The 18715-nt window shown below is 62.1% G+C and carries 19 protein-coding genes; 10 read left to right on the plus strand and 9 right to left on the minus strand.

All coding sequences use genetic code 11. The annotated features are described in order from the left end of the window. Positions 1–151: 151 nt before the first annotated feature. The 8 genes from AC5RVN_RS13270 to AC5RVN_RS13305 all read right to left on the minus strand — a co-directional run bounded on the left by AC5RVN_RS13270 (position 152) and on the right by AC5RVN_RS13305 (position 6534). Entirely contained in the window at positions 152–787 is a 636-nt protein-coding gene (locus AC5RVN_RS13270) for an RES family NAD+ phosphorylase (protein WP_494138246.1), read from the minus strand. Beyond that, a complete protein-coding gene (locus tag AC5RVN_RS13275; protein ID WP_494138247.1) occupies positions 784–1416 on the minus strand; it encodes a hypothetical protein in 633 nt (210 codons plus the stop codon). Before AC5RVN_RS13275 ends, AC5RVN_RS13270 begins: the two co-directional genes overlap by 4 nt. 398 nt (positions 1417–1814) lie before the next feature. Beyond that, positions 1815–2024 (minus strand): hypothetical protein, encoded by a 210-nt coding sequence (locus AC5RVN_RS13280; protein WP_494138248.1) that lies wholly within the window; start codon positions 2022–2024, stop codon positions 1815–1817. Positions 2025–2151: 127 nt separating this feature from the next. Beyond that, complete coding sequence (locus AC5RVN_RS13285) at positions 2152–3351, minus strand: NAD(P)-dependent malic enzyme (RefSeq protein ID WP_494138249.1); 1200 nt, start codon at positions 3349–3351, stop codon at positions 2152–2154. A gap of 154 nt (positions 3352–3505) precedes the next feature. Further along, positions 3506–4183 (minus strand): 3-oxoacid CoA-transferase subunit B, encoded by a 678-nt coding sequence (locus tag AC5RVN_RS13290; protein ID WP_494138250.1) that lies wholly within the window; start codon positions 4181–4183, stop codon positions 3506–3508. Position 4184: 1 nt separating this feature from the next. Further along, positions 4185–4871: a 3-oxoacid CoA-transferase subunit A gene (locus AC5RVN_RS13295; RefSeq protein WP_494138251.1), complete on the minus strand. Its 687-nt coding sequence runs from the start codon at positions 4869–4871 to the stop codon at positions 4185–4187. A gap of 3 nt (positions 4872–4874) precedes the next feature. Next, a complete protein-coding gene (locus tag AC5RVN_RS13300) occupies positions 4875–6095 on the minus strand; it encodes a thiolase family protein (RefSeq protein ID WP_494138252.1) in 1221 nt (406 codons plus the stop codon). Positions 6096–6138: 43 nt separating this feature from the next. Further along, positions 6139–6534 carry a nuclear transport factor 2 family protein gene (locus tag AC5RVN_RS13305; protein ID WP_494138253.1) on the minus strand — a complete coding sequence of 132 codons (396 nt, stop codon included), beginning with the start codon at positions 6532–6534 and terminating at the stop codon, positions 6139–6141. Positions 6535–6966: 432 nt separating this feature from the next. On the opposite strand from AC5RVN_RS13305, the gene AC5RVN_RS13310 reads away from it, so the two are divergent. Genes AC5RVN_RS13310 through AC5RVN_RS13340 form a run of 7 tightly spaced genes read left to right on the plus strand, consistent with a single transcriptional unit; the run spans position 6967 to position 13607 of the window. Continuing rightward, positions 6967–8457, plus strand: coding sequence for a sugar ABC transporter ATP-binding protein (locus AC5RVN_RS13310; RefSeq protein ID WP_494138254.1), 1491 nt, complete (start codon positions 6967–6969; stop codon positions 8455–8457). Next, positions 8454–9467 carry an ABC transporter permease gene (locus AC5RVN_RS13315; protein WP_494138255.1) on the plus strand — a complete coding sequence of 338 codons (1014 nt, stop codon included), beginning with the start codon at positions 8454–8456 and terminating at the stop codon, positions 9465–9467. Before AC5RVN_RS13310 ends, AC5RVN_RS13315 begins: the two co-directional genes overlap by 4 nt. Positions 9468–9471: 4 nt before the next feature. After that, complete coding sequence (locus AC5RVN_RS13320; RefSeq protein ID WP_494138256.1) at positions 9472–10464, plus strand: ABC transporter permease; 993 nt, start codon at positions 9472–9474, stop codon at positions 10462–10464. 11 nt (positions 10465–10475) lie between these two features. Continuing rightward, positions 10476–11492 carry a sugar ABC transporter substrate-binding protein gene (locus tag AC5RVN_RS13325; RefSeq protein ID WP_494138257.1) on the plus strand — a complete coding sequence of 339 codons (1017 nt, stop codon included), beginning with the start codon at positions 10476–10478 and terminating at the stop codon, positions 11490–11492. An 11-nt stretch (positions 11493–11503) separates the two neighbouring features. Continuing rightward, entirely contained in the window at positions 11504–12304 is an 801-nt protein-coding gene (locus AC5RVN_RS13330; protein WP_494138258.1) for an SDR family NAD(P)-dependent oxidoreductase, read from the plus strand. A gap of 39 nt (positions 12305–12343) precedes the next feature. Then, the gene (locus AC5RVN_RS13335; protein ID WP_494138259.1) at positions 12344–13144 is read left to right on the plus strand and encodes an SDR family NAD(P)-dependent oxidoreductase; all 801 of its coding nucleotides are present in this window, start codon (positions 12344–12346) and stop codon (positions 13142–13144) included. Then, complete coding sequence (locus AC5RVN_RS13340) at positions 13131–13607, plus strand: nuclear transport factor 2 family protein (protein ID WP_494138260.1); 477 nt, start codon at positions 13131–13133, stop codon at positions 13605–13607. The genes AC5RVN_RS13335 and AC5RVN_RS13340 overlap by 14 nt, the downstream gene beginning before the upstream one ends. A 195-nt stretch (positions 13608–13802) precedes the next feature. Here the strand turns inward: AC5RVN_RS13340 and AC5RVN_RS13345 are convergent, their stop codons facing one another. Further along, positions 13803–14558, minus strand: a complete 756-nt coding sequence (locus AC5RVN_RS13345; RefSeq protein WP_494138261.1) for a helix-turn-helix domain-containing protein — start codon at positions 14556–14558, stop codon at positions 13803–13805. 405 nt (positions 14559–14963) lie between these two features. Between AC5RVN_RS13345 and AC5RVN_RS13350 the strand changes: the two genes are divergently transcribed. The 3 genes from AC5RVN_RS13350 (at position 14964) to AC5RVN_RS13360 (ending at position 18712) form a co-directional block, all read left to right on the plus strand. Continuing rightward, positions 14964–16019, plus strand: coding sequence for a sugar ABC transporter substrate-binding protein (locus tag AC5RVN_RS13350; protein WP_494138262.1), 1056 nt, complete (start codon positions 14964–14966; stop codon positions 16017–16019). Positions 16020–16076: 57 nt separating this feature from the next. Next, the gene (locus AC5RVN_RS13355) at positions 16077–17606 is read left to right on the plus strand and encodes a sugar ABC transporter ATP-binding protein (protein ID WP_494138263.1); all 1530 of its coding nucleotides are present in this window, start codon (positions 16077–16079) and stop codon (positions 17604–17606) included. 62 nt (positions 17607–17668) lie between these two features. Then, positions 17669–18712, plus strand: a complete 1044-nt coding sequence (locus AC5RVN_RS13360) for an ABC transporter permease (protein ID WP_494138264.1) — start codon at positions 17669–17671, stop codon at positions 18710–18712. Positions 18713–18715: the final 3 nt, after the last annotated feature.

Consider the following 18715-nt stretch of genomic DNA (forward strand, 5'->3'; position numbering starts at 1 on the left):
AACGACTGCGAATAGGCAAAGCGACTGATGCCTTGCCCACCTTCCCTGCTCGATTTCAGAACGCCGATAACGGATATTCCGTAAAGCTGGTTCAGCATCAAACAGTTCCCGCTGCGCTGCGGACACCCCTTGCCAATGGGCAGGCCACGGGCTACCTCGCGAGGACGTCGACCTTGAGGGGCGCGCAGATGTTCACTAGCCAGCTGAAGCCGTCGGCGGCGGCGAAGGCAAGCCCGCTTGCCGGAACGACTTCAAGGTGGTCCTCTTGGACCCTGTCACCAAAAAGCATGTACGCCTTGGCGCTGTTGTCGCGTTTAGACATCCAGCCGATGCCGTCAAACCCGGCGGTATGGGCTGCATGGGCCCATTTGCGCGTCTGCGGATAGTTAGCCATTGGGGTATCGGTGAGCTGGGTGGCTTCGATCCCGAGGGCGCGGAGGCCTAATCCGAAAAATTCTGCGATCCGGAACTGCCGCTTCAGCTCCAAGCCAGCCATGACACTGTTGGCGTATATGCTGCGGGGGAGCGTCGCCCGAGCACCAACCGGGATGTCGTGCAGCAGGGTTTCAGCCAAAGCAGCTTCCCGGGTTTCAGCGAGGTAGAGGGCCGGGACCATCGGGTCTCCGAAGAAGTGAAAGCGGCCAGCGCCCTTCGGCCCCGGGTTGAACTGGTTGGGTCGGAACTGGTTTGAGTGAATGCGCTGAAAGACGGTGCCAGCGGTCAGGATTCCAACACGTGGTTCGAAGGGGTTGGGCGGCTCGGGGGTGGCCGGCCAGGCAACCGTCACCAGATGGCTCCGAAGTGGGCAGCAGCCGCAGCGAGCAATTGCTCCCGGTCATTGAGATGGTCCACCGGTCGGCGCTGGTCTGCGAAAGCCGATGAAGGGGCTGCCATCCACAGGACCAAGTCTTCGTCCGGGACGTCGAGGTCGCGGGTGAGCATCAGTAGTTCCGGAATGACCGGCAAGACGCTGCCGCGTTGCACATCGAATTGGAACTTCGGATAGCGGATGGCCTGGCGCCGAGCATAGCCGAGCAGTCTGCCCGCCGTTCGCTGAGACGACGCGAAGTTCCGGTTGGTGACTTTGGCGCCGAGGAAAGCTGCCGTTTCAGTGCTGCTCATCGACGGCAGTTCGTTCTCGATCCGCCGCCACCAGTTCTCCTCCGCCTGTAAACTCCGGACAAGTTCGGGAGACGGCGTTTCTGGGTTGGACGCAATCGCGGCCCCCAAGGCCGAGATGCTGTTCGCTTCGCTAAGAGCCCTTTTCAGTATCCATGCGTCAACGCCGGGGACACCGGGCAGATCCTTTGCCGTTGGCGACGGTGAGGCTTTGGCTGAGATAGAGCCGCCTGCAGCACTCCGAAAAGCCGCTTTGGCTTTCTTCTTCCGGATGACGTCCCTCCGAGAGGTGACCATTTCCGCTCCTGATCAATGACGGTTATTACGTTCCACTCTAGCGCGTGCACTGTCATCCGTGAAGAATTGGGGCTCACTCGATGACGCCCCTCGGAGTACAAGTCAAGCCAACGAATTTGTGCTTGCTGATCGCGACCCCTGAAACTGGTGGCCACTCTGGCCCGTCCATGGCTGGGGTCAATTCGGGTTATCCACGGCTGTGAATGGGGAGCCGTTACGGTAGCTCCCTGGCAGCAGTGGCGGTGGATAACCTATGAGAATTGTCCCCGGCTGTGGGCCGGGCGGACTTGTTGCGAGGACCAAGCAAGGAGCCGTGTGTCAGGTTTGGGTGTGCCTCACCTTGATAGGCTTAAACGCCCTGAATCTGTATGTATGGAGTGGCTATGGCCACGGCTGGTTCACGATTTCGGGCCAATTGCACGTACCTGCCAGCCGTCCACCCGCCGGTAAGTTCGTCCACCTCTTCCATAGGAGTGCTTGAGCCGGATAATGCTTTGATACGAATCCACATCCTCGATTACTCCACGTGCAATAGCTAGGCCGTCATCGAGCACCTCAATTTCATCACCGCGTCTGATCCAGCTCCAGTCAAAGATTTCGAAAGACACTGGCGTCATTAAGCCTTCCTTGATTCCTTCGGCAGGGACGCGTGATTCATGGCGGCCAACGTGCACGATGGCGGTCCCTCCCGCGTAGGGAGGCACCGCCATCGTCATCGCGGAATGGGGAAGGGCGCTACTCCGCTTCCACGGCGGCAGCGACCGCGGCGGTGACGGCCGGGGCAACGCGGGGGTCCAAGGGGCTGGGCACGATGTAGTCGGCGGCGAGGTCCTCCGCCGCGAGCTCCGCGATAGCATACGCAGCTGCAAGCTTCATGGCAGGGGTGATACGGCGTGCCCCGGCGTCCAGGGCCCCGCGGAAGATGCCCGGGAAGGCCAGCACGTTGTTGATCTGGTTCGGGAAGTCGCTGCGGCCGGTGGCAACCACGGCGGCGTACTTCACGGCGACCTCGGGCAGCACCTCGGGGTCCGGGTTGGAGAGGGCGAAAACGATGGCGTCCTGGTTCATCAGGGCGAGGTGTTCCTCGTCCAGCTTGGAGGAGGAGACGCCGATGAAGACGTCGGCTCCGGCCAGGGCCTCGGCGGGGCCGCCTTCGAGGCTGCGGGGGTTGCTGCGGCCGGCGATGTCGGCCTTCTTGCTGGCCTGGTCCGCGGCCAGATCCGTACGGGTGCTGTTGATGATGCCGCGGGAGTCCAGCAGGACCACGTCGGTGATGCCGGCTGCCAGCAGGATTTCGGCGACGGCGATGCCTGCCGCTCCTGCGCCGGAGACCACCACGCGCAGGGTTTCCAGTTCTCGGCCGGTCACCTTGGCGGCGTTGGTCAGCGCGGCGAGGGCAACGACGGCGGTGCCGTGCTGGTCATCGTGCATCACGGGGCAGTCCAGTGCCTCGATGAGCTTTTCCTCAAGCTCGAAGCAGCGGGGTGCGGAGATGTCCTCGAGGTTGACCGCGCCGAAGCTGGGGCGCAGGCGGACGAGGGTTTCCACGATTTCGTCCACGTCCGTGGTGTTGAGCACGAGCGGAATGGAGTCCAGGTCGCCGAAGGTCTTGAACAGGGCAGACTTTCCCTCCATCACGGGCAGGGAAGCACTGGCGCCGATGTTGCCCAGGCCCAGAACAGCCGTGCCGTCGCTGACCACAACCACGAGGCGCTCGGCCCAGGTGAGGGTGCGGGCGAGTTCGGGCCTGGCGTGGATGGCGCGGCTTACCTCGGCCACTCCAGGGGTATAAGCGATGGACAGGTCGCGCTTGTTGGACAGCGGGACGGTGCTGGCGATAGAGAGCTTGCCGCCCTGGTGGGCATCAAAAATCTCAGCTTCGCTCAGTGCGGTGGCTGCGGAATCGTCAGTTGCTGCGGTTGCGTCAATGGACACGTCGTTGTCTCCTGGTGCTCGCCGTGGGCACACGGCACATGGGAACCCGGGCCCGGGGGCTTCAGGCGTTGGAAATGAGAGGAAACCCAAAGGTGACGGGTTCGCCAAGTCGTCGGGAGCAGCGGTGACGGGGGGTAATTCTCACCCTGAGTCCTTATCCGCCGGCAGGGGCTGGGGTGAGCGGGACGGGGACCAGTTCCTGGAGTTCTTCGAGGGTGCAGCCGAAGGTTTCGCGTACGGTGACGCCGTCGGGTCCGGTGAGGAAGACGGCCTTGTCGGTGTACACGCGGGTTACGCAGCCGACGCCGGTGAGCGGGTACGTGCAGGCTTTCACGATCTTGGAGGCACCTTCGCGGGTGAGCAGGGTCATCATCACGAAGACATCCTTGGCGCCGGTGGCGAGGTCCATGGCTCCGCCGACGGCGGGAATGGCACCGGGAGCGCCGGTGTGCCAGTTGGCCAGGTCGCCGGTGGCGGAGACCTGGAAGGCACCCAGGACGCAGATGTCGAGGTGTCCGCCGCGCATGATCGCGAAGGAGTCGGCGTGGTGGAAGTACGAGGCACCCGGGAGCTCTGTGACGGGGATTTTGCCGGCGTTGATGAGGTCGCCGTCGATCTCGTCGCCCTTGGCCTCGGGTCCCATCCCGAGCATCCCGTTCTCAGTGTGGAGCGTGATGTTCTGCTCTTCCGTGAGGTAGTTCGATACGAGGGTGGGCTGCCCGATTCCAAGGTTCACGAAGGATCCGGGGGCGATGTCCTTGGCCACGAGCCGGGCGAGGTCATCCCTGCCCAGCGGCTTTTCACTGGTTTGGATAGACGTTGCGATGCTCATTTCAAGCCACCTTCTCTGCATTGCCTGCCGCGGGTACGCGGACCACGGTGTTGACGTAAATACCGGGGGTGACGACGTTTTCCGGGTCCAGCCCACCGGTGGGGACGATTTGGGACACCTGGACGATGGTCTGCTTGGCCGCGGCGGCCATGATGGGGCCGAAGTTCCGTGCGGTCTTGCGGTAGACGAGGTTGCCCACGCCGTCGGCTTTGAGGGCCTTGATCAGTGCGACGTCGGCGTGAATGGGGGTCTCAAACACCTGGCCGCGGCCGTCAATGATCCGGGTCTCCTTGCCCTCGGCGAGCATAGTCCCGTACCCGGTGGGGGTGAAGAACCCGCCGATCCCGGCCCCCGCGGCCCGGATCCGTTCCGCGAGGTTGCCCTGCGGGACGAGTTCCAGCTCGATCTCGCCGGCCTTGTACTTGGCGTCGAAGTGCCAGGAGTCGGACTGCCTCGGGAAGGAGCAAATCATTTTGCGGACCCGGCCTTCCTTGATCAGCAGCGCCAGGCCTTGGTCGCCCTGGCCGGCGTTGTTGTTCACCACGGTCAGTCCGGTGGCGCCGCAGTCCATCAATGCGTCAATCAGTTCAAACGGCTGCCCGGCGTTCCCGAACCCGCCGATCATCACCGTGGAACCGTCCCTGATTCCGGCCACGGCCTCCTGGACCGAATCTACGAAGTTCAGCATGACTTAGGCCTTTCCCTTGGAAGCGGTGACGTTTTCGAGGACGACGGCGAGGCCCTGGCCCACGCCGATGCAGATCGCTGCCACACCCCAACGTTCGCCCGAGGCCTGCAGGGACCGAGCGAGGGTCCCGAGGATCCGGGTTCCGGAGGCACCGAGCGGATGGCCCATCGCGATGGCACCGCCGTGCCGGTTCACAATGGAGGGATCGATGCCCCAGGCGTTGATGCACGCCAGGGACTGGGCGGCAAAGGCTTCGTTAAGTTCGACGGCGCCCACCTGGTCCCAGCCGATGCCCGCCTTCGCGAGGGCCTTGTTCGCCGCCTCCACCGGAGCGAACCCGAAGTACTGCGGATCGTTGCCGTGCGCACCCCGGCCCGCGATGCGCGCCAACGGCTCAAGGCCCAGCAGCCCGGCGGCACCCTCGGATCCGATCCAAGCCGCGGAAGCGCCGTCGGACAGCGGGGAAGCATTCCCGGCCGTAACCGTGCCACCCACCTCGGCCCCCTCAGGCTCGTTGCGGAACACCGTCTTCAACGCCGCGAGCTTCTCCGCGGTGGAACCGGGGCGGATCCCCTCATCCCGCACCAGGTCTGTTCCGGGCACCGGGGCGACGAGGTTGTCGTAGAAACCCTCGTCCCACGCGGCGGCGGAGAGGTTGTGCGAGTCCGCGGCGAACTGGTCCTGCTGCTCCCGGCTGACCTTGTACTTCTCGCGGAGCCGTTCGGTGGCCTCGCCCAGGGAGATGGTCCACTCCTTGGGCATCGCCTTGTTCACCAGGCGCCAGCCCAGCGTGCTGGATGCCAGGGTCATGTCTCCGGCAGGGTAGGGCTTCTCGGTTTTGGGCAGCACCCACGGGGCTCGGGACATCGACTCGGCGCCGCCTACGAGCACCAGGTCCGCGTCGCCGGCGTTGATCTGGCGGGAGGCGATGATCGCAGCGTCCAGCGAAGATCCGCAGAGCCGGTTGACCGTGGTCCCGGGGATCGACATGGGGAGGCCGGCGAGCAGGGTGCCCATACGGGCGATGTTGCGGTTCTCCTCGCCGGCGCCGTTCGCGTTGCCGAACACCACCTCGTCGATCCGTTCCGGGTCCAGGGCGGGGGCCCGCTTCACGGACTCCTTGATCACGTGCGCGGCAAGGTCATCCGGACGGACCCCGGCGAGGCCGGACCCGAACTTGCCGAACGGGGTGCGCACGGCGTCGTACACAAAAGCATGATTCATGGTTCTTCCTTTGTTGACGCGAACAAAACAGAGGTTGCGGGGTCTAGGCTGCCGCAGGTTTACGGGGAGTCGGCTGGTATGCCAAGAACTTCCAGCTCTCGCCCTCTTTGATCCACACCGAGAGTGCGCTGTTGGCAAGTGTTTTCTGGGTTCCGTTGACGGTAAGGTCTGCGTTCATTTGCCCCAGTACGAGTGCGGTGTCCCCGATCAGGACGATGTCTTCTATAGGGTGGTCGATCCGGTGGTACCTGTAGAAGCCCTTGCGAAGCTTCTCCAGGTAACTGCTCAGCGTGTCACGGTCACCCAGTGAATGCGTGTACACCAGACGCTGGTGGCACAGGTCTTCGAAGGCGTCGTAGTCACCATCGACTACAGCTTGATAGCGCTTTGCTTCCAAAGTTTCGATTTTGTTTTTCTCGGCTGCAGTGGTGTTATCCACGGAGCACTCTCCTTGCTTAAGTGTTGGGGACTATCGGCCGCCACGAGTATTAGCCGGCCCTGCTGCCCACGCCCAACGCTGCTTCTTCACGACGTTGGGCCGGCCCGGGTACCGGGAAGTCAATCCTGAGCTGATGAATTGGCCCAGCCTGATTCCAAGGTAAAGCACGGCCGGCGCGGCGTCAACTGATACTTGACAGAATGAACGGACCAGCGCCGCTCGGGAACCCCGCCATGTCCCTCGCTTCATCCCATGATCAGAAGGACAACGCTGCATAATTTCGCGGAGAAGCACACCTTCTCGAGGCCGCTACACACCCATCCCCTGGCTGGTGGGGGTTTACAAACTTGGTACACATGTCCGCTGCTACTTGACAACTGTGTGTTGGACCACTTAACGTCGTCCTCGAATCATAAACGGAATGAGGTCAACGTGGTCCTTAGTACCGAGGTCCTGCTTTCTGTGAACAGGATCAGCAAAAGCTTCGGCGGGGCGAAGGCGCTCAACGACGTTTCGGTGGACTTCCGGGCGGGCGAAGTGCACGCGCTGCTGGGAGAAAACGGCGCCGGAAAGAGCACCCTGGTCAAGGTCATAGCCGGTGTAGTTACCGCTGATGCCGGCGAAGTGACCTTTCCGGGAGGCTCCGAATCAGCCGATGTTGCCATGGTGTTCCAGGAACTTTCAGTGATCCCCGAGTTGTCCGTTCGGGACAACATGGCTCTGAGCATGCGCCGGACCTCAGGTCTTTTGGTGCGCAGGGAAAAACTGCAGGAGCGGATGCGCACTGCGCTGGCTTCTGCGGGTCTTCAAGACCTGGATCTGGACATGCCCGTGGAGGCATTGCCGCTGGCTAAACGCCAACTGCTCGAGATCGCCCGTGGACTCGTCGCCGATGCCCGAACCCTGATCCTGGACGAACCCACCGCCACCTTGTCGGACATTGAAATCTCGCGCGTCCATGAGGTTGTCAGGTCGCTGGTGGCAGGCGGACGATCAATCGTCTACATCACCCACCGGATGGGCGAAGTCTTCCGGTTGGCTGACCGGATCACTATCATGCGTTCCGGCAGCGTGGTGGCCAGCGGTCCGACGGCCGATTTCACCATGGACTCGGTTGTCACGCACATGCTGGGCGAAGAACACACAGCGGGGGAGGCAATCCATGTTCAGGAAAACTTTGCCCCGGAAAATCGCCGGAAGCTGCACATCCGCGAACTGGCCTCCGGACACCGCTTCTCGGACGTCTCATTCACTGCGCAGGCCGGGGAGGTCACCGCGCTCTTCGGCCAGATAGGCTCCGGAGCTGATGACGTTGTACGAGCCCTCGTCGGTCTCATCCCTGTGACCGCGGGGGACATTCAATTGAACGAGATTCAGCTGTCCGCCCTGTCCCGCCCGAAGTCCCAGAAACACGGTATCGCCTACGTCTCCGCGGACCGTGTTCTGGAGGGGGTCTTCCTCAGCGGTAGTGTCGCCCAGAATGTCAGCTCGGGTGCACTGGCCGCCGTCAGCCGTCAGGGCACCATCAGGGCTGAGCTGGAAACGGACCTCGCCCGTTCCGTTGCGACCAAGGTGGCCTTCGACCCGGCGCGCATCCGGGTTCCCGTTGGATCCCTCAGTGGCGGCAACCAGCAGAAGATCGCAATCGGCAGGGCCCTGGCCACTCAACCCGATGTTCTGGTCCTGAATGAACCGACCCGTGGCGTTGATATCGGCGCCCGCGCGGAAATCTATCGTGCACTCCGGCAACTTTCCGCGAACAACGTCATTGTCATCGTTTATTCGAGCGACATCGTTGAGCTCCGCGAACTAGCCGACCGGGTCATCACCATGTTCCGCGGCCGCCCGGTCAGCAGCAACCGTACAGCCGAAGTCACAGACTCCCAGATCCTCACCGAAATCCTTCACGGAGCCAAAGCATGAACACTAAGATCACGGCACGGGCGACGCAACAAAAGCCGGTGGCCCCGGCCAGGCCGCTCGCCAAAACCATGAAACGGATCACGACGGACAGCTCAGCTATCATCGCCGTGACCACCGCCCTGCTGTTCATCCTGGCCTGCATCTTCGTCAGCGAGTTCGCCACGGTGACAAACCTGCGAGCCCTGTTCCTCTCAGTTTCCCTGGTGGGTATTGCCGCCGTCGGCCTGAGCATCATCACCATTGTCGGCAGGCTGTTTGCCCTGTCCGTCAGTGCGATGGTCGCGGTTTCCACAATCGTGTTCGCTTCCCTCCTTCACACCGGACCCTGGACCGCGATGGCGGCTGCCGTCCTGTTCGGTGCCCTCGCCGGTGCAGTGCAAGGGTTCTTTGTTGGGCGCCTGGGAACGGATCCCATCGTTACCACCATCGCAGCCGCGGCAATCCTCATTGGCTTCGCGCAGATCGTCACCGGTGGGCGCAACGTGCAGGGGGCAGGTGACGCCAGCGTCTTTGGGCAAACGATGGCCGGCGTCGTCCCCGTCCAGGTTCTTGCCTTCTTTGTCCTCACAGTGCTGGCCTGGTGGATGCACCGCTACACCGTACTGGGCCGGCGGGTAACACTCGTGGGTTTGAACGAAAAAGCAGCCCTTGTCTCAGGAATGCGCGCCTGGCCCGTGGTGCTGTTTGCCTTTATCGCCTCGGGTGCCATGGCAGGCCTGGCCGGCGGGCTGCTGTCCTCTGAATCGGGACAAGGAAACCTCCAACTGGGAGGCACCTTCGGCTTCGATGCCATCACGGCCGTCGTTGTCGGCGGCGTCAGCGTCAAGGGTGGAACCGGAAATCCCGTCGGCGCAGCAACCGGAGCGATCCTCGTCGGTCTGCTCGGCAATGCCCTGGTGCTGCTCGGCCTCAGCTACGAAGTCCAGCTCATCTTCAAGGGCGTCCTCGTCCTGCTGGCTGTCGTAGCGACCGGCATCGCATCCAACCGTCAATCAGGAAGAAAGCGTTGATCCCGTGGTTAGACTCTATTGGCACTTCCGGACCCTGCTGGCATGGTCGCTGGCAATCCTTGCATTCATCGCCTTCGCAGTAACCAACCCGGCCTTCCTCAACGCCGGCAACCTCTACTCCCTGCTGCAGTCCTTCGCCGTCCTGGCACTGGTCGCGACCGGTCTCGCTCTCGTCATGATCGCGGGTGAATTCGATCTCTCCATCGCAGGAACCATTCCGTTGGCCGCACTCATCGCAGTCAAAGTAGGAGAAACCGCAGGGATACCGGTTGGCGTGGCGGCAGCTATCGCTGTCGCCGCCGCGGTCGGCGTACTCAACGGGTGGCTGACCGCCCACTACTCCGTGCCTTCCCTGGCAGTCACCGTCGGCACACTGGTGCTGACTATCGGGCTTGGTTTCGCTGTTGCAGGTGGCCAGATCGTCACCCTGACCGACTTCGGACCAGGGCTTTGGCTGGATCAGGCCATCGCCGAGATTATCTCGCCCCGCGCCCTGATCTACGTGGTGCTTGTCGTCGCGGCGGGCTGGTTCATGGCCAAGACCTGGCCTGGTGTGAAAATCCGTGCCGTCGGAAGTGACCGCCAGCGCTCCTCGGCGTCCGGTCTTCCGGTGACCCGGGTCCTGATCCTGGCGTTCGTCATCTCGGGTCTGTTCGCCGGAGTGGCAGGCGCCCTTCAAGGACTGACCCTGGCATCGGGTGCGCCGGGATCAGACGAAGCCACGCTCCTGCAAGCCGTCACCGCAGCCATCATCGGCGGGGTCGCGTTGACCGGCGGCAAAGGCAGCATTCCAGGTGTTGCCGCGGGGGCAATGTTGCTGGCCGTGGTCGGCAACGGCCTTAGCCTGCAAGGTACCTCAACCGCCATCATCCAGCTCGTCAACGGCGGAATTCTCCTCCTCATCGTTGTCATCGACCGGCCGCTGAACAGCATCGTCAACAGGTCGGTCGAGAACAGCATGTCCCCATCCACACACCGCGCATTAATCAACCACTAGAAGGATTACCAATGAAAACCACCTCAATGAAGAGACTGGCTGTCGCTCTTTCCCTCACCTCTGCACTGTTCCTGTCTGCCTGTGGATCAACGCCCTCAGCAGCACCGAGCGCAGGTGGCGGGTCAGACGATGTCAAAGGCAAAAAGGTCACGCTGCTGACTGTCGCCCAGAGCTGTGACTACTGCGCCAAGCACACCGAAGAATTCAAGAAGGTCGCCGAAGCCGCAGGTGTCCAGGTGACCGTTGTTGTGAACGACTTCAATGCTTCCGAACAGGCGCAACAGGTCAACCAGGCCATCAGTACACGCCCTGACGCGATCGTCCTATGGCCGGCCGATGCAACTGCCATCACCCCTTCCCTGCAGCGGCTCAAGCAGTCCAAGATCCCGGTAGTCGTGACCAACTCACATCCGCAGTCCGATGATGAGAGTCTCTGGAACACGTTCACCGGGCCCGATGATTATGCCAACGGCCAGGAGGCCGCCAAGGCCATGATCGCCGGGTTCAAAGAGAAGGGCTTCGGAGACTCTGGATCAGTCGTTATTGTCGAAGGCGTACCTGGAACCCCGCCGGCAATCAGCCGTACCAAGGGATTCAAGGACGAGCTGGCAGAGTCCGCACCTGGAATCACGGTAGCCGGTTCACAGCCCGGCAACTGGGACCAGACCCAGTCCACGTCCGCAGCGGCCAGCCTCATCACACAATTCGGCGGCAAGGACCTTCGCGGTATTTACGCCCAGGCCGACAATATGCTTGCCGGCGCCATCGTTGCCGCGGACCGGGCCGGCCTGAAATCCTCAGATTTGGCCATGGTGGGATCAAACTGCTCCATCGAGGGTTACACCAACATCGAGAAAGGCGTCCAGTACGCCTCCGTACTGCAGAGCCCGATTGAGGACGGCGAGTACGCCGCGAAAGCAGTGATCGATGTTTTGGGCGGCAAGAGCGTTGAGAAGAACCAATACCTCACCCCCAAGACCATCACGAAGACCAACCTTTCTGACTGCGCAGCAGCAGTCGGCAAGTAACGGAGGAAATTATGGCTGACTGGACACTTACCCTTCCCGACCACGTCATCGTCACGGGCACCGCCAGCGGCTTGGGACTGGAATGCGCCAAAGCGCTGCTGTCAGCAGGCAGCCATGTCATCGGCGTTGACCTCGGGGACGGCCCCGCACAGTTGGCGGAGCACCCCGGGTACCAGCACATCGTCGGTAACGTGGCAGCGGAGGCGACGTGGCAGGAAGTAGCCAAAACGGCAGCAGCAGGGGCTAACGGATCCTTGGGGCTGATCGCCGCAGCTGCCATCCTTGGCGTCGGCACGCTCGAGGAAGAAACCCTGGAGTCGTGGAAGCGCACGTGGGAAGTGAACGTCCTCGGCAACATCATTGCCCTAAAGACGCTCATGCCGCACCTGCAGGAAGCAGACCACGCCTCCGTCGTCGTGGTGACCAGCGTGGATGCCCATTTCGCGGAGCAGCAGTTGGCGTCCTATGCATCCTCCAAGGCCGCACTCACCGGAGCCGTCCGTACAATCGCCTTGGACTACGCCCGCACGGGTGTCCAGTTCAACCTCCTGGCCCCCGGGCCGATGCGGGCAGGACTCTTCGAACGCCACCTCGCCTCGGCCAGCGACCCGGAGAAATTCCTGGCCACCCGCCAGGCCCGCCAACCCCTCGGACGGATCACCGGAGCGGACGAAGTAGCAAACTCGGCACTTTTCCTGCTCTCCAAGGAATCCTCTGCCGTGTTTGGCACCACGGTCATCGCCGACGGGGGCCTGACCACAGGTTTTGATTTCCGGACCGGCTCCGAAGGTTCCTCCGCGCACCAGAATTAAGCAACATCAGAAAACCCGAATCACCGAAAGGTACATCTCATGGAACTGCAACTGACCGGCAAGAAGGCCATCGTTACCGGCGCAGCCACAGGCATTGGCCGCGCCACCGCACTTCTGCTGACCGCCGAAGGTGCCACCGTGGCAGCCCTGGACATCGACAAGTCCGCGCTGGCCGAACTGGAGGAACTGGCAGCTGACAACCCAGGCCGGATTGTCCCGGCCGTCGTTGACTTCACCCAGGGCGAGGCTACCAACAACGCTGTCGCTGAGGCGATCAGCCAACTTGGCGGCCTGGATCTTCTCATCAACAACGTTGGATCCGGAGCGGTCCGGTCCTTCGAGGAGCTCACTGACGAGGACTGGTCACGGACCATGGAGCTGAACTTCATGAGCTACGTCCGCACCATCCGCGCGGCACTGCCCGCCCTGCGCGAATCAGTCGCTCCATGCATCGTCAACAACGCCTCTGACCTTGCCCGGCAGCCTGAAGCCCAGCCCGTCGATTACGCCGCCAGCAAGGCCGCAGTCCTGGCACTGACCAAATCGATTGCCCGCGCAGAAGGCCCCAAGATCCGCGTCAACGCCGTGGCACCCGGACCCATCTGGACGCCATTCTGGACAAAGCCCGGCGGGTTCGCAGACACACTCGCCACCGTGCACGGCATGGACCCCCAGGCAGCTGTCGAACACGAAATGAAACTCCGCCAGCTTCCCTTGGAACGGCTGGGCACCCCGGAGGAAGTCGCGCGGGTTATCGCCTTGCTCTGCAGCCCGGTCACGAGCTTCGTCACTGGCTCCGTGTGGGGCGTAGACGGCGGCAGCATCCGTGGACTCATCTAACCTTCAGCATTCCCCGGACCGGAAGGAAGGTCACGGGCCCAATCACCATTCAGAGGAACAGGACATCCTGTCCCTGGAAGATCTTCGATACGAGGCTGTGCTCAGGTCAGATTTTGACGCCTTCGCTGTTCTCTGCCACGAGGAACTCGTCTATGCGCATTCCAACGGGGAACGCGATGATCTGCGGAGCTACATGGATAAGTGCCGGCAGGGAGTGTACGTCTACCACCGGATCGATCATCCTGTCGATCAGGTCAAGATACTCGGCGATGTAGCCCTCGTCATGGGCGAAATGCAGGCCGAACTGACTATCCGGGGGACACGTACAGAACTGGACAACAGCGCCCTGGCCGTGTGGATCCGCGTGGGTTCATCCTGGAAGCTGCTGGCCTACCAGCCAACACCGAAGCCTGTGCAAGCTGGCCAGAGAGGCACAGCCGCCTCCGCGGGCTCAACACCCTAGAGGGCTCCAGAACCGCAAAGCAGAAGAGTGCCGGCGACGCCTGTCGCCGGCACTTTCTGCTTTCTACCGTCCGCTTGCCTTCCGCCCATACGAGTTGGCATCCAGTTTGTACTCTTGAGGTTGACACACTCATGAAGACTTTCTGCGCTGACGACACGCCCTGCCGACTCATGAAGACGCGATAAGCAGAAGAAATTAGGCGTGTGAGTGTTCAACCGCAGCGGATTCCTCGCCGTTCGACGCACCGGCCCTGGCCAGATCAAGGGGATGGGCGAAGCCTTGACGACCGACGACGGCCCAGATGGCGACACAGTCTTCACCAGAGGTGTTGCTGAGACGGTGCGGGACGTTTGAATCAAAATTCATGCTGTCGCCAGGCCCGAGAACATCGCTGTCGAAGGCGACCTGGACGTTAAGTTGGCCGGAAAGGATGTGGATGTACTCCCACCCTGGGTGACGCATCAGGTCACCGGCGGCGCAGGACTCGCTCCCGGGAGTGTAGGTCACCCGCAGAAACTCGACCAGCGGGTCTGCCCGTTCCGTGAGCCGCTCCCAGCGGACGCCTCCCATGTTGATCTCGGGACGGTCCCCGGCCCTTTGGACTCCTGGGAGCGCTGAGCCTGCAGAAGCGGTGAAGGCCGAATGGCTGGTCAGCTCCCTAGCGGCGGCCCCGTTACCGGTCGCGTCATTAGCTTGCGGCGCGGGGGCCGAGTGCTCACCACTCATCAGCGTGTCCAGTGAAAGCCCCAGTTCCGAAACGATGGTGTACAAGGTCCCGATGGAAGGGACAGCACGCCCCAGCTCAACCTGCGACATAAAACTTGCCGAGATTCCTACCCTACGGGACAGCTCCCTCAGGGAAATCTTCCGCTTCGTCCTGGCGGCCCGGAGCTGGCTGCCCAGTTGGGCGCGACCCTCTTGCGTAACCGGTGCAGTGTCCTGAATGCTCATCCTCGGCCTTTCCGACGGTCCTGCCCGGCGCGCGGGCAGACCGCTGATTTGACTGCCCACTCAAGGCCTGAAGCCCGCTAGAGATGTACAGTGTGCGCGGACACCAGTTTAGCTTCTCTACCCGATCATTGCCCACACTTCACAATCCGCCCGCCCTAACACAGACATATTCCAGTTATTTCAGCCGAGTGTAAAGCGACATGTGCTGTATTACTTGACACTGTGGGGTGTATCACTTTACATTTAAAGGGTGATAAAGCCGCGAAGCTGGTGCGAATGGGGATCTCCCAACCAGCCCGGCGCATCAGCCGAAGCTTTCGGAAGCTCCCGGACTCGAAGCGAGGACGGACAGCACCGGAGCCAGAGTTCCACTGTGTATATCTACCCTCTAACTAGGAGCAAATGATGGTGCAGGATCGCAAAGGCGCCTCCGCATTCAAACTGAGCCGCCGCCACATCGGTGTAGCTGTGCTCACGGGCGCCACCTTGGCGCTCTCCGCCTGTGCCGGGGGCGCGGGGTCGGGAAACGGCGACAACCCCACCGTTGGCTTCTCAGCTGGTGTCCTTGATAACCCGTTCACGGCAGGCCTCGTGGACTCGGTCGTCACCGAGGCCAACTCGAACGGATTCAACATGCTTCCGGCGTCCAATGCCGAAGGTGACCCCGCCAAGCAGGTAACGGACATCAACACGCTGATATCCCAGGGCGTGAAGGGCCTCGTGACCATCCCCCGGGACAGCGATGCAATCATCCCGGCCATTGAGGCTGCGAACGCCGCAAACATTCCAGTGGTTACCGTGGACACCGCAGCCAACGGCGGCAAGATCTACATGAACGTCAGGGCAGACAATGTTGCCATGGGCACCAGCGTCTGCGAACAGATCGGCAAACTGACCGGCGGCAAGGGCACGGTGCTGGAACTGCACGGTGCACTGTCTACCACCTCCGGTTTCGACCGCAACAAGGGCTTCAGCGAGTGCATGACGTCCAAGTTCCCGGACATCGAAATTATCCGCAAGGACACCAACTGGGAGTCTGCGAAAGCCGTCGAGAACGCCCAGACGGTGCTGAGCACCTCAAAGATCGATGCAGTGTTCCTCGCCAGCGACTCCGTCATGCTCTCCGGCGTGCAGACGGTGATGGAAGGCCAGGGCAAGTGGGCCCCCGCAGGGCAGCCCGGTCACGTTCCGCTGGTAACGATTGATGGTTCGAAGGGCTCCCTGGACGCCATCCGCTCCGGCCACGTTGACGCTGTCATTTCCCAGCCGGTGGACCTCTACGGCAAATACGGTGTCCAGTACCTCAAGGACGCCATCGCCGGCAAGGAATACAAAGTTGGTCCTTCCGAGCACGGCAGCGAGATCGTCGACTACAAGGGCAACCTGGCCGACATGCTTCCCTCACCGGTCATCACAAAAGACAACGTTGAGGACCAGAACCTCTGGGGCAACAAAAAGTAGCCTGCTCCCGGCCGAGCAGGGCCTGGGTGAAGACTGAAACAGAGAAAGGGTGACATCGTGGTCACAGCTAATACGCAGAATGCCATCGAGATCCGCGGACTGCAGAAGTCCTTCGGCTCGACCAAGGCGTTGACAGATGCCAACCTGATCGTCCGTTCAGGCGAATCCCGCGCCCTTCTCGGCCGGAACGGCGCAGGGAAGTCCACCTTGATCGCGATGCTGACGGGCCTGGTGCACCCAGACGCCGGAAGCATCCACATCCAGGGCGCAGACGGCCAAATCACCGAAGGCCCGGGATCCGATTCCATCGCCTGCGTCTATCAGAAAAGCACGCTCGTGCCGGAACTGACCGTGGCGGAAAACATCAGCCTTGGTGCCTACCCCCGCAAGCGCTGGGGAAGTGTGGATTGGTCAGCGATTCGCAAGACCGCCACCGATCAGCTCAAGGACTGGGGGTACGAACGCATCGTCGACAAGACCGTCGAAGACCTTGAACCGCTGGAAAAGAAGATCGTGGAAGTGTGCAGAGCACTGTCCCGTGGACCGCGGATCCTCCTCTTGGATGAACCGACGGCCGGGCTGGACGAAGGTGCGTCCCATGAACTCTTCGCTCAGATCGACAGCCTGCGCCAGCGCGGAGTGACCGTCATTTACGTCTCCCACCACTTGGAGGAGATCTTCAAGGTCTGCGATTCAGTCACCATTCTGCGGGACGGGCGCGACGTCCTGACCGCCCAGACAGCGGATCTGACCGTCAACCGGATCGTGAACGTCATGGCTGGGGTCAGCGAGGAAGAAGCCGCGGCAGCCAAGAAAGACTCTGCCGCCGCTCACCGCGCCCAGGAGCAGCTCGGTGAAACCCGTTTGAACGTTTCGGGGGCCCGCGTCGGCCTCCGAGTGCTGGGAGCCAGCCTGACCGTCCGCGCCGGAGAATGTGTCGGGCTGACGGGCCTCGATGGTGCCGGTCACGTCCAGCTCGCCCAGGCCATCGCCGGCCAGGTGGCAATCGACATGGGAACTGTTGAACACAACGGCCACACGCTCGGCCAGGGAAACGTCATCAAGACGATCAACGCGGGTGTGGGCTTCGTTCCCGAAGACCGCCACGTCAACGGCTACGTCCCGGAACTGTCCGTGGAAGAGAACGCCACCCTGACAATCGTCGACCGGCTTCGCGGCCCTGGCGGCCTCATCAACTCAAAGCGTCGCCGCGAACGCTTCACTGAACTCTCCGGAGCCTGGGCCATCAAATGCGACGGACCGACCCAGGCCATCGAAGAGCTCTCCGGAGGCAACCAACAGAAGGTCGTGCTCGCACGGGCCCTCGCTTCAAACCCGGACACGCTTGTCCTCGTCCACCCAACAGCCGGTGTCGACGTGACAGCGAAGGAATCCATCTACGAATCCCTGCGGGCGCTGCGCGACAGCGGACGGTCCTTGCTGATCGTCTCCACTGACGACACGGACCTGGAAATCTGCGACCGGGTGATCGTTATGTACAAGGGCGAAATCCACGCAGAACTCAACGCCGGCTACGAAGAGTGGGAACTCGTCGGCGCAATTCAGGGGGCGGAGACAGCAGCATGAAACCGACGACCTCCCCCCTGCAGCCCACGCCCACAGAGCCAAAGAACCAAGGAGAATCTCCAATGTCCACGCATGCCCCGACCGTTGCGGGTTCGGCGACCAGCCGCCGCCCCCTCAACTTCATCGAACAGGCCCGCTCGTCCGGCTGGGCCCGCGAACTCGCATTGCTCCCGGCCATTATCTTGGCGATGGTCGTCGGGGCGTTCCTGTCCCCGCAGTTCCTCACGGCAAACAACCTCCTGAACAACGTCCTTGTCACCTCTGCTGTGCTTGGAATTGTCGTGATTGCCGAAAGCATCATCCTAATCTCCGGATACTTCGACCTCTCACTCGAATCCATCGTCGGGCTGGCACCGATGCTTGCAGTGTGGCTGGTGCTTCCCGCCGCTGTCGGCGGCTCCGGATGGGGCTGGTCGCCATGGGCAGCCATTGGAGTGATGTTTGCCCTGAGCATCGTCATCGGACTCATGAACGGCTTCCTCGTCGGCAAGCTGAAGCTCAACGCCTTCATTGTCACCCTGGCGATGCTCACCCTTCTCCGCGGTCTGACCATGGGCCTCTCAGGCGGCAAAACCCTTTCCGGCCTCCCTGCCGAATTCCTTGCCCTGGGCAACACGAAATGGCTTGGCATCTCGATTCAGATCTGGCTCTTCGCGATCTTCCTGGTGGCCGCCGCAATCTTCATGCGCAGCCACCCGGTCGGCCGCAAGCTCTACGCCATGGGCGGCAACAACGCTGCAGCAGCGGCAGCAGGCATCAAAACACTGCGTCTGACCATCGGAGTCTTCGTCGCCGGCGCCATTATTTCCGCGTTCGCCGGCCTCATGCTTACAGGCCGTATCGCCTCCGTGACCGCCAACCAAGGTGACGGTCTGATCTTCACCGTGTTCGCCGCCGCCGTCATCGGTGGCATCAGCCTCAACGGCGGCAAGGGCTCCATGATCGGCGCCCTCAGTGGCGTGCTGCTGCTGGGCATCATCCAAAACATCCTCGTTCTGTCCCAGGTTCCCTCGTTCTGGATCCAGGCGATCTACGGTCTGATCATCCTCAGCGCCCTGATCTTCAACTACCTGGCTGGCTCCCGGCGTACCCGCCGCGTCGTCTAACCC

The organism is Arthrobacter sp. sptzw32 (genome assembly GCF_059089735.1).

Bases quoted from the DNA above. Each gene is read 5' to 3' on its own strand.
- AC5RVN_RS13275 (WP_494138247.1), bottom strand. From the start codon at position 1,416: ATGGTCACCTCTCGGAGGGACGTCATCCGGAAGAAGAAAGCCAAAGCG.
- AC5RVN_RS13290 (WP_494138250.1), bottom strand. From the start codon at position 4,183: ATGAGCATCGCAACGTCTATCCAAACCAGTGAAAAGCCGCTGGGCAGG.
- AC5RVN_RS13295 (WP_494138251.1), bottom strand. From the start codon at position 4,871: ATGCTGAACTTCGTAGATTCGGTCCAGGAGGCCGTGGCCGGAATCAGG.
- AC5RVN_RS13300 (WP_494138252.1), bottom strand. From the start codon at position 6,095: ATGAATCATGCTTTTGTGTACGACGCCGTGCGCACCCCGTTCGGCAAG.
- AC5RVN_RS13315 (WP_494138255.1), top strand. From the start codon at position 8,454: ATGAACACTAAGATCACGGCACGGGCGACGCAACAAAAGCCGGTGGCC.
- AC5RVN_RS13325 (WP_494138257.1), top strand. From the start codon at position 10,476: ATGAAAACCACCTCAATGAAGAGACTGGCTGTCGCTCTTTCCCTCACC.
- AC5RVN_RS13330 (WP_494138258.1), top strand. From the start codon at position 11,504: ATGGCTGACTGGACACTTACCCTTCCCGACCACGTCATCGTCACGGGC.
- AC5RVN_RS13335 (WP_494138259.1), top strand. From the start codon at position 12,344: ATGGAACTGCAACTGACCGGCAAGAAGGCCATCGTTACCGGCGCAGCC.
- AC5RVN_RS13345 (WP_494138261.1), bottom strand. From the start codon at position 14,558: ATGAGCATTCAGGACACTGCACCGGTTACGCAAGAGGGTCGCGCCCAA.
- AC5RVN_RS13350 (WP_494138262.1), top strand. From the start codon at position 14,964: ATGGTGCAGGATCGCAAAGGCGCCTCCGCATTCAAACTGAGCCGCCGC.
- AC5RVN_RS13360 (WP_494138264.1), top strand. From the start codon at position 17,669: ATGTCCACGCATGCCCCGACCGTTGCGGGTTCGGCGACCAGCCGCCGC.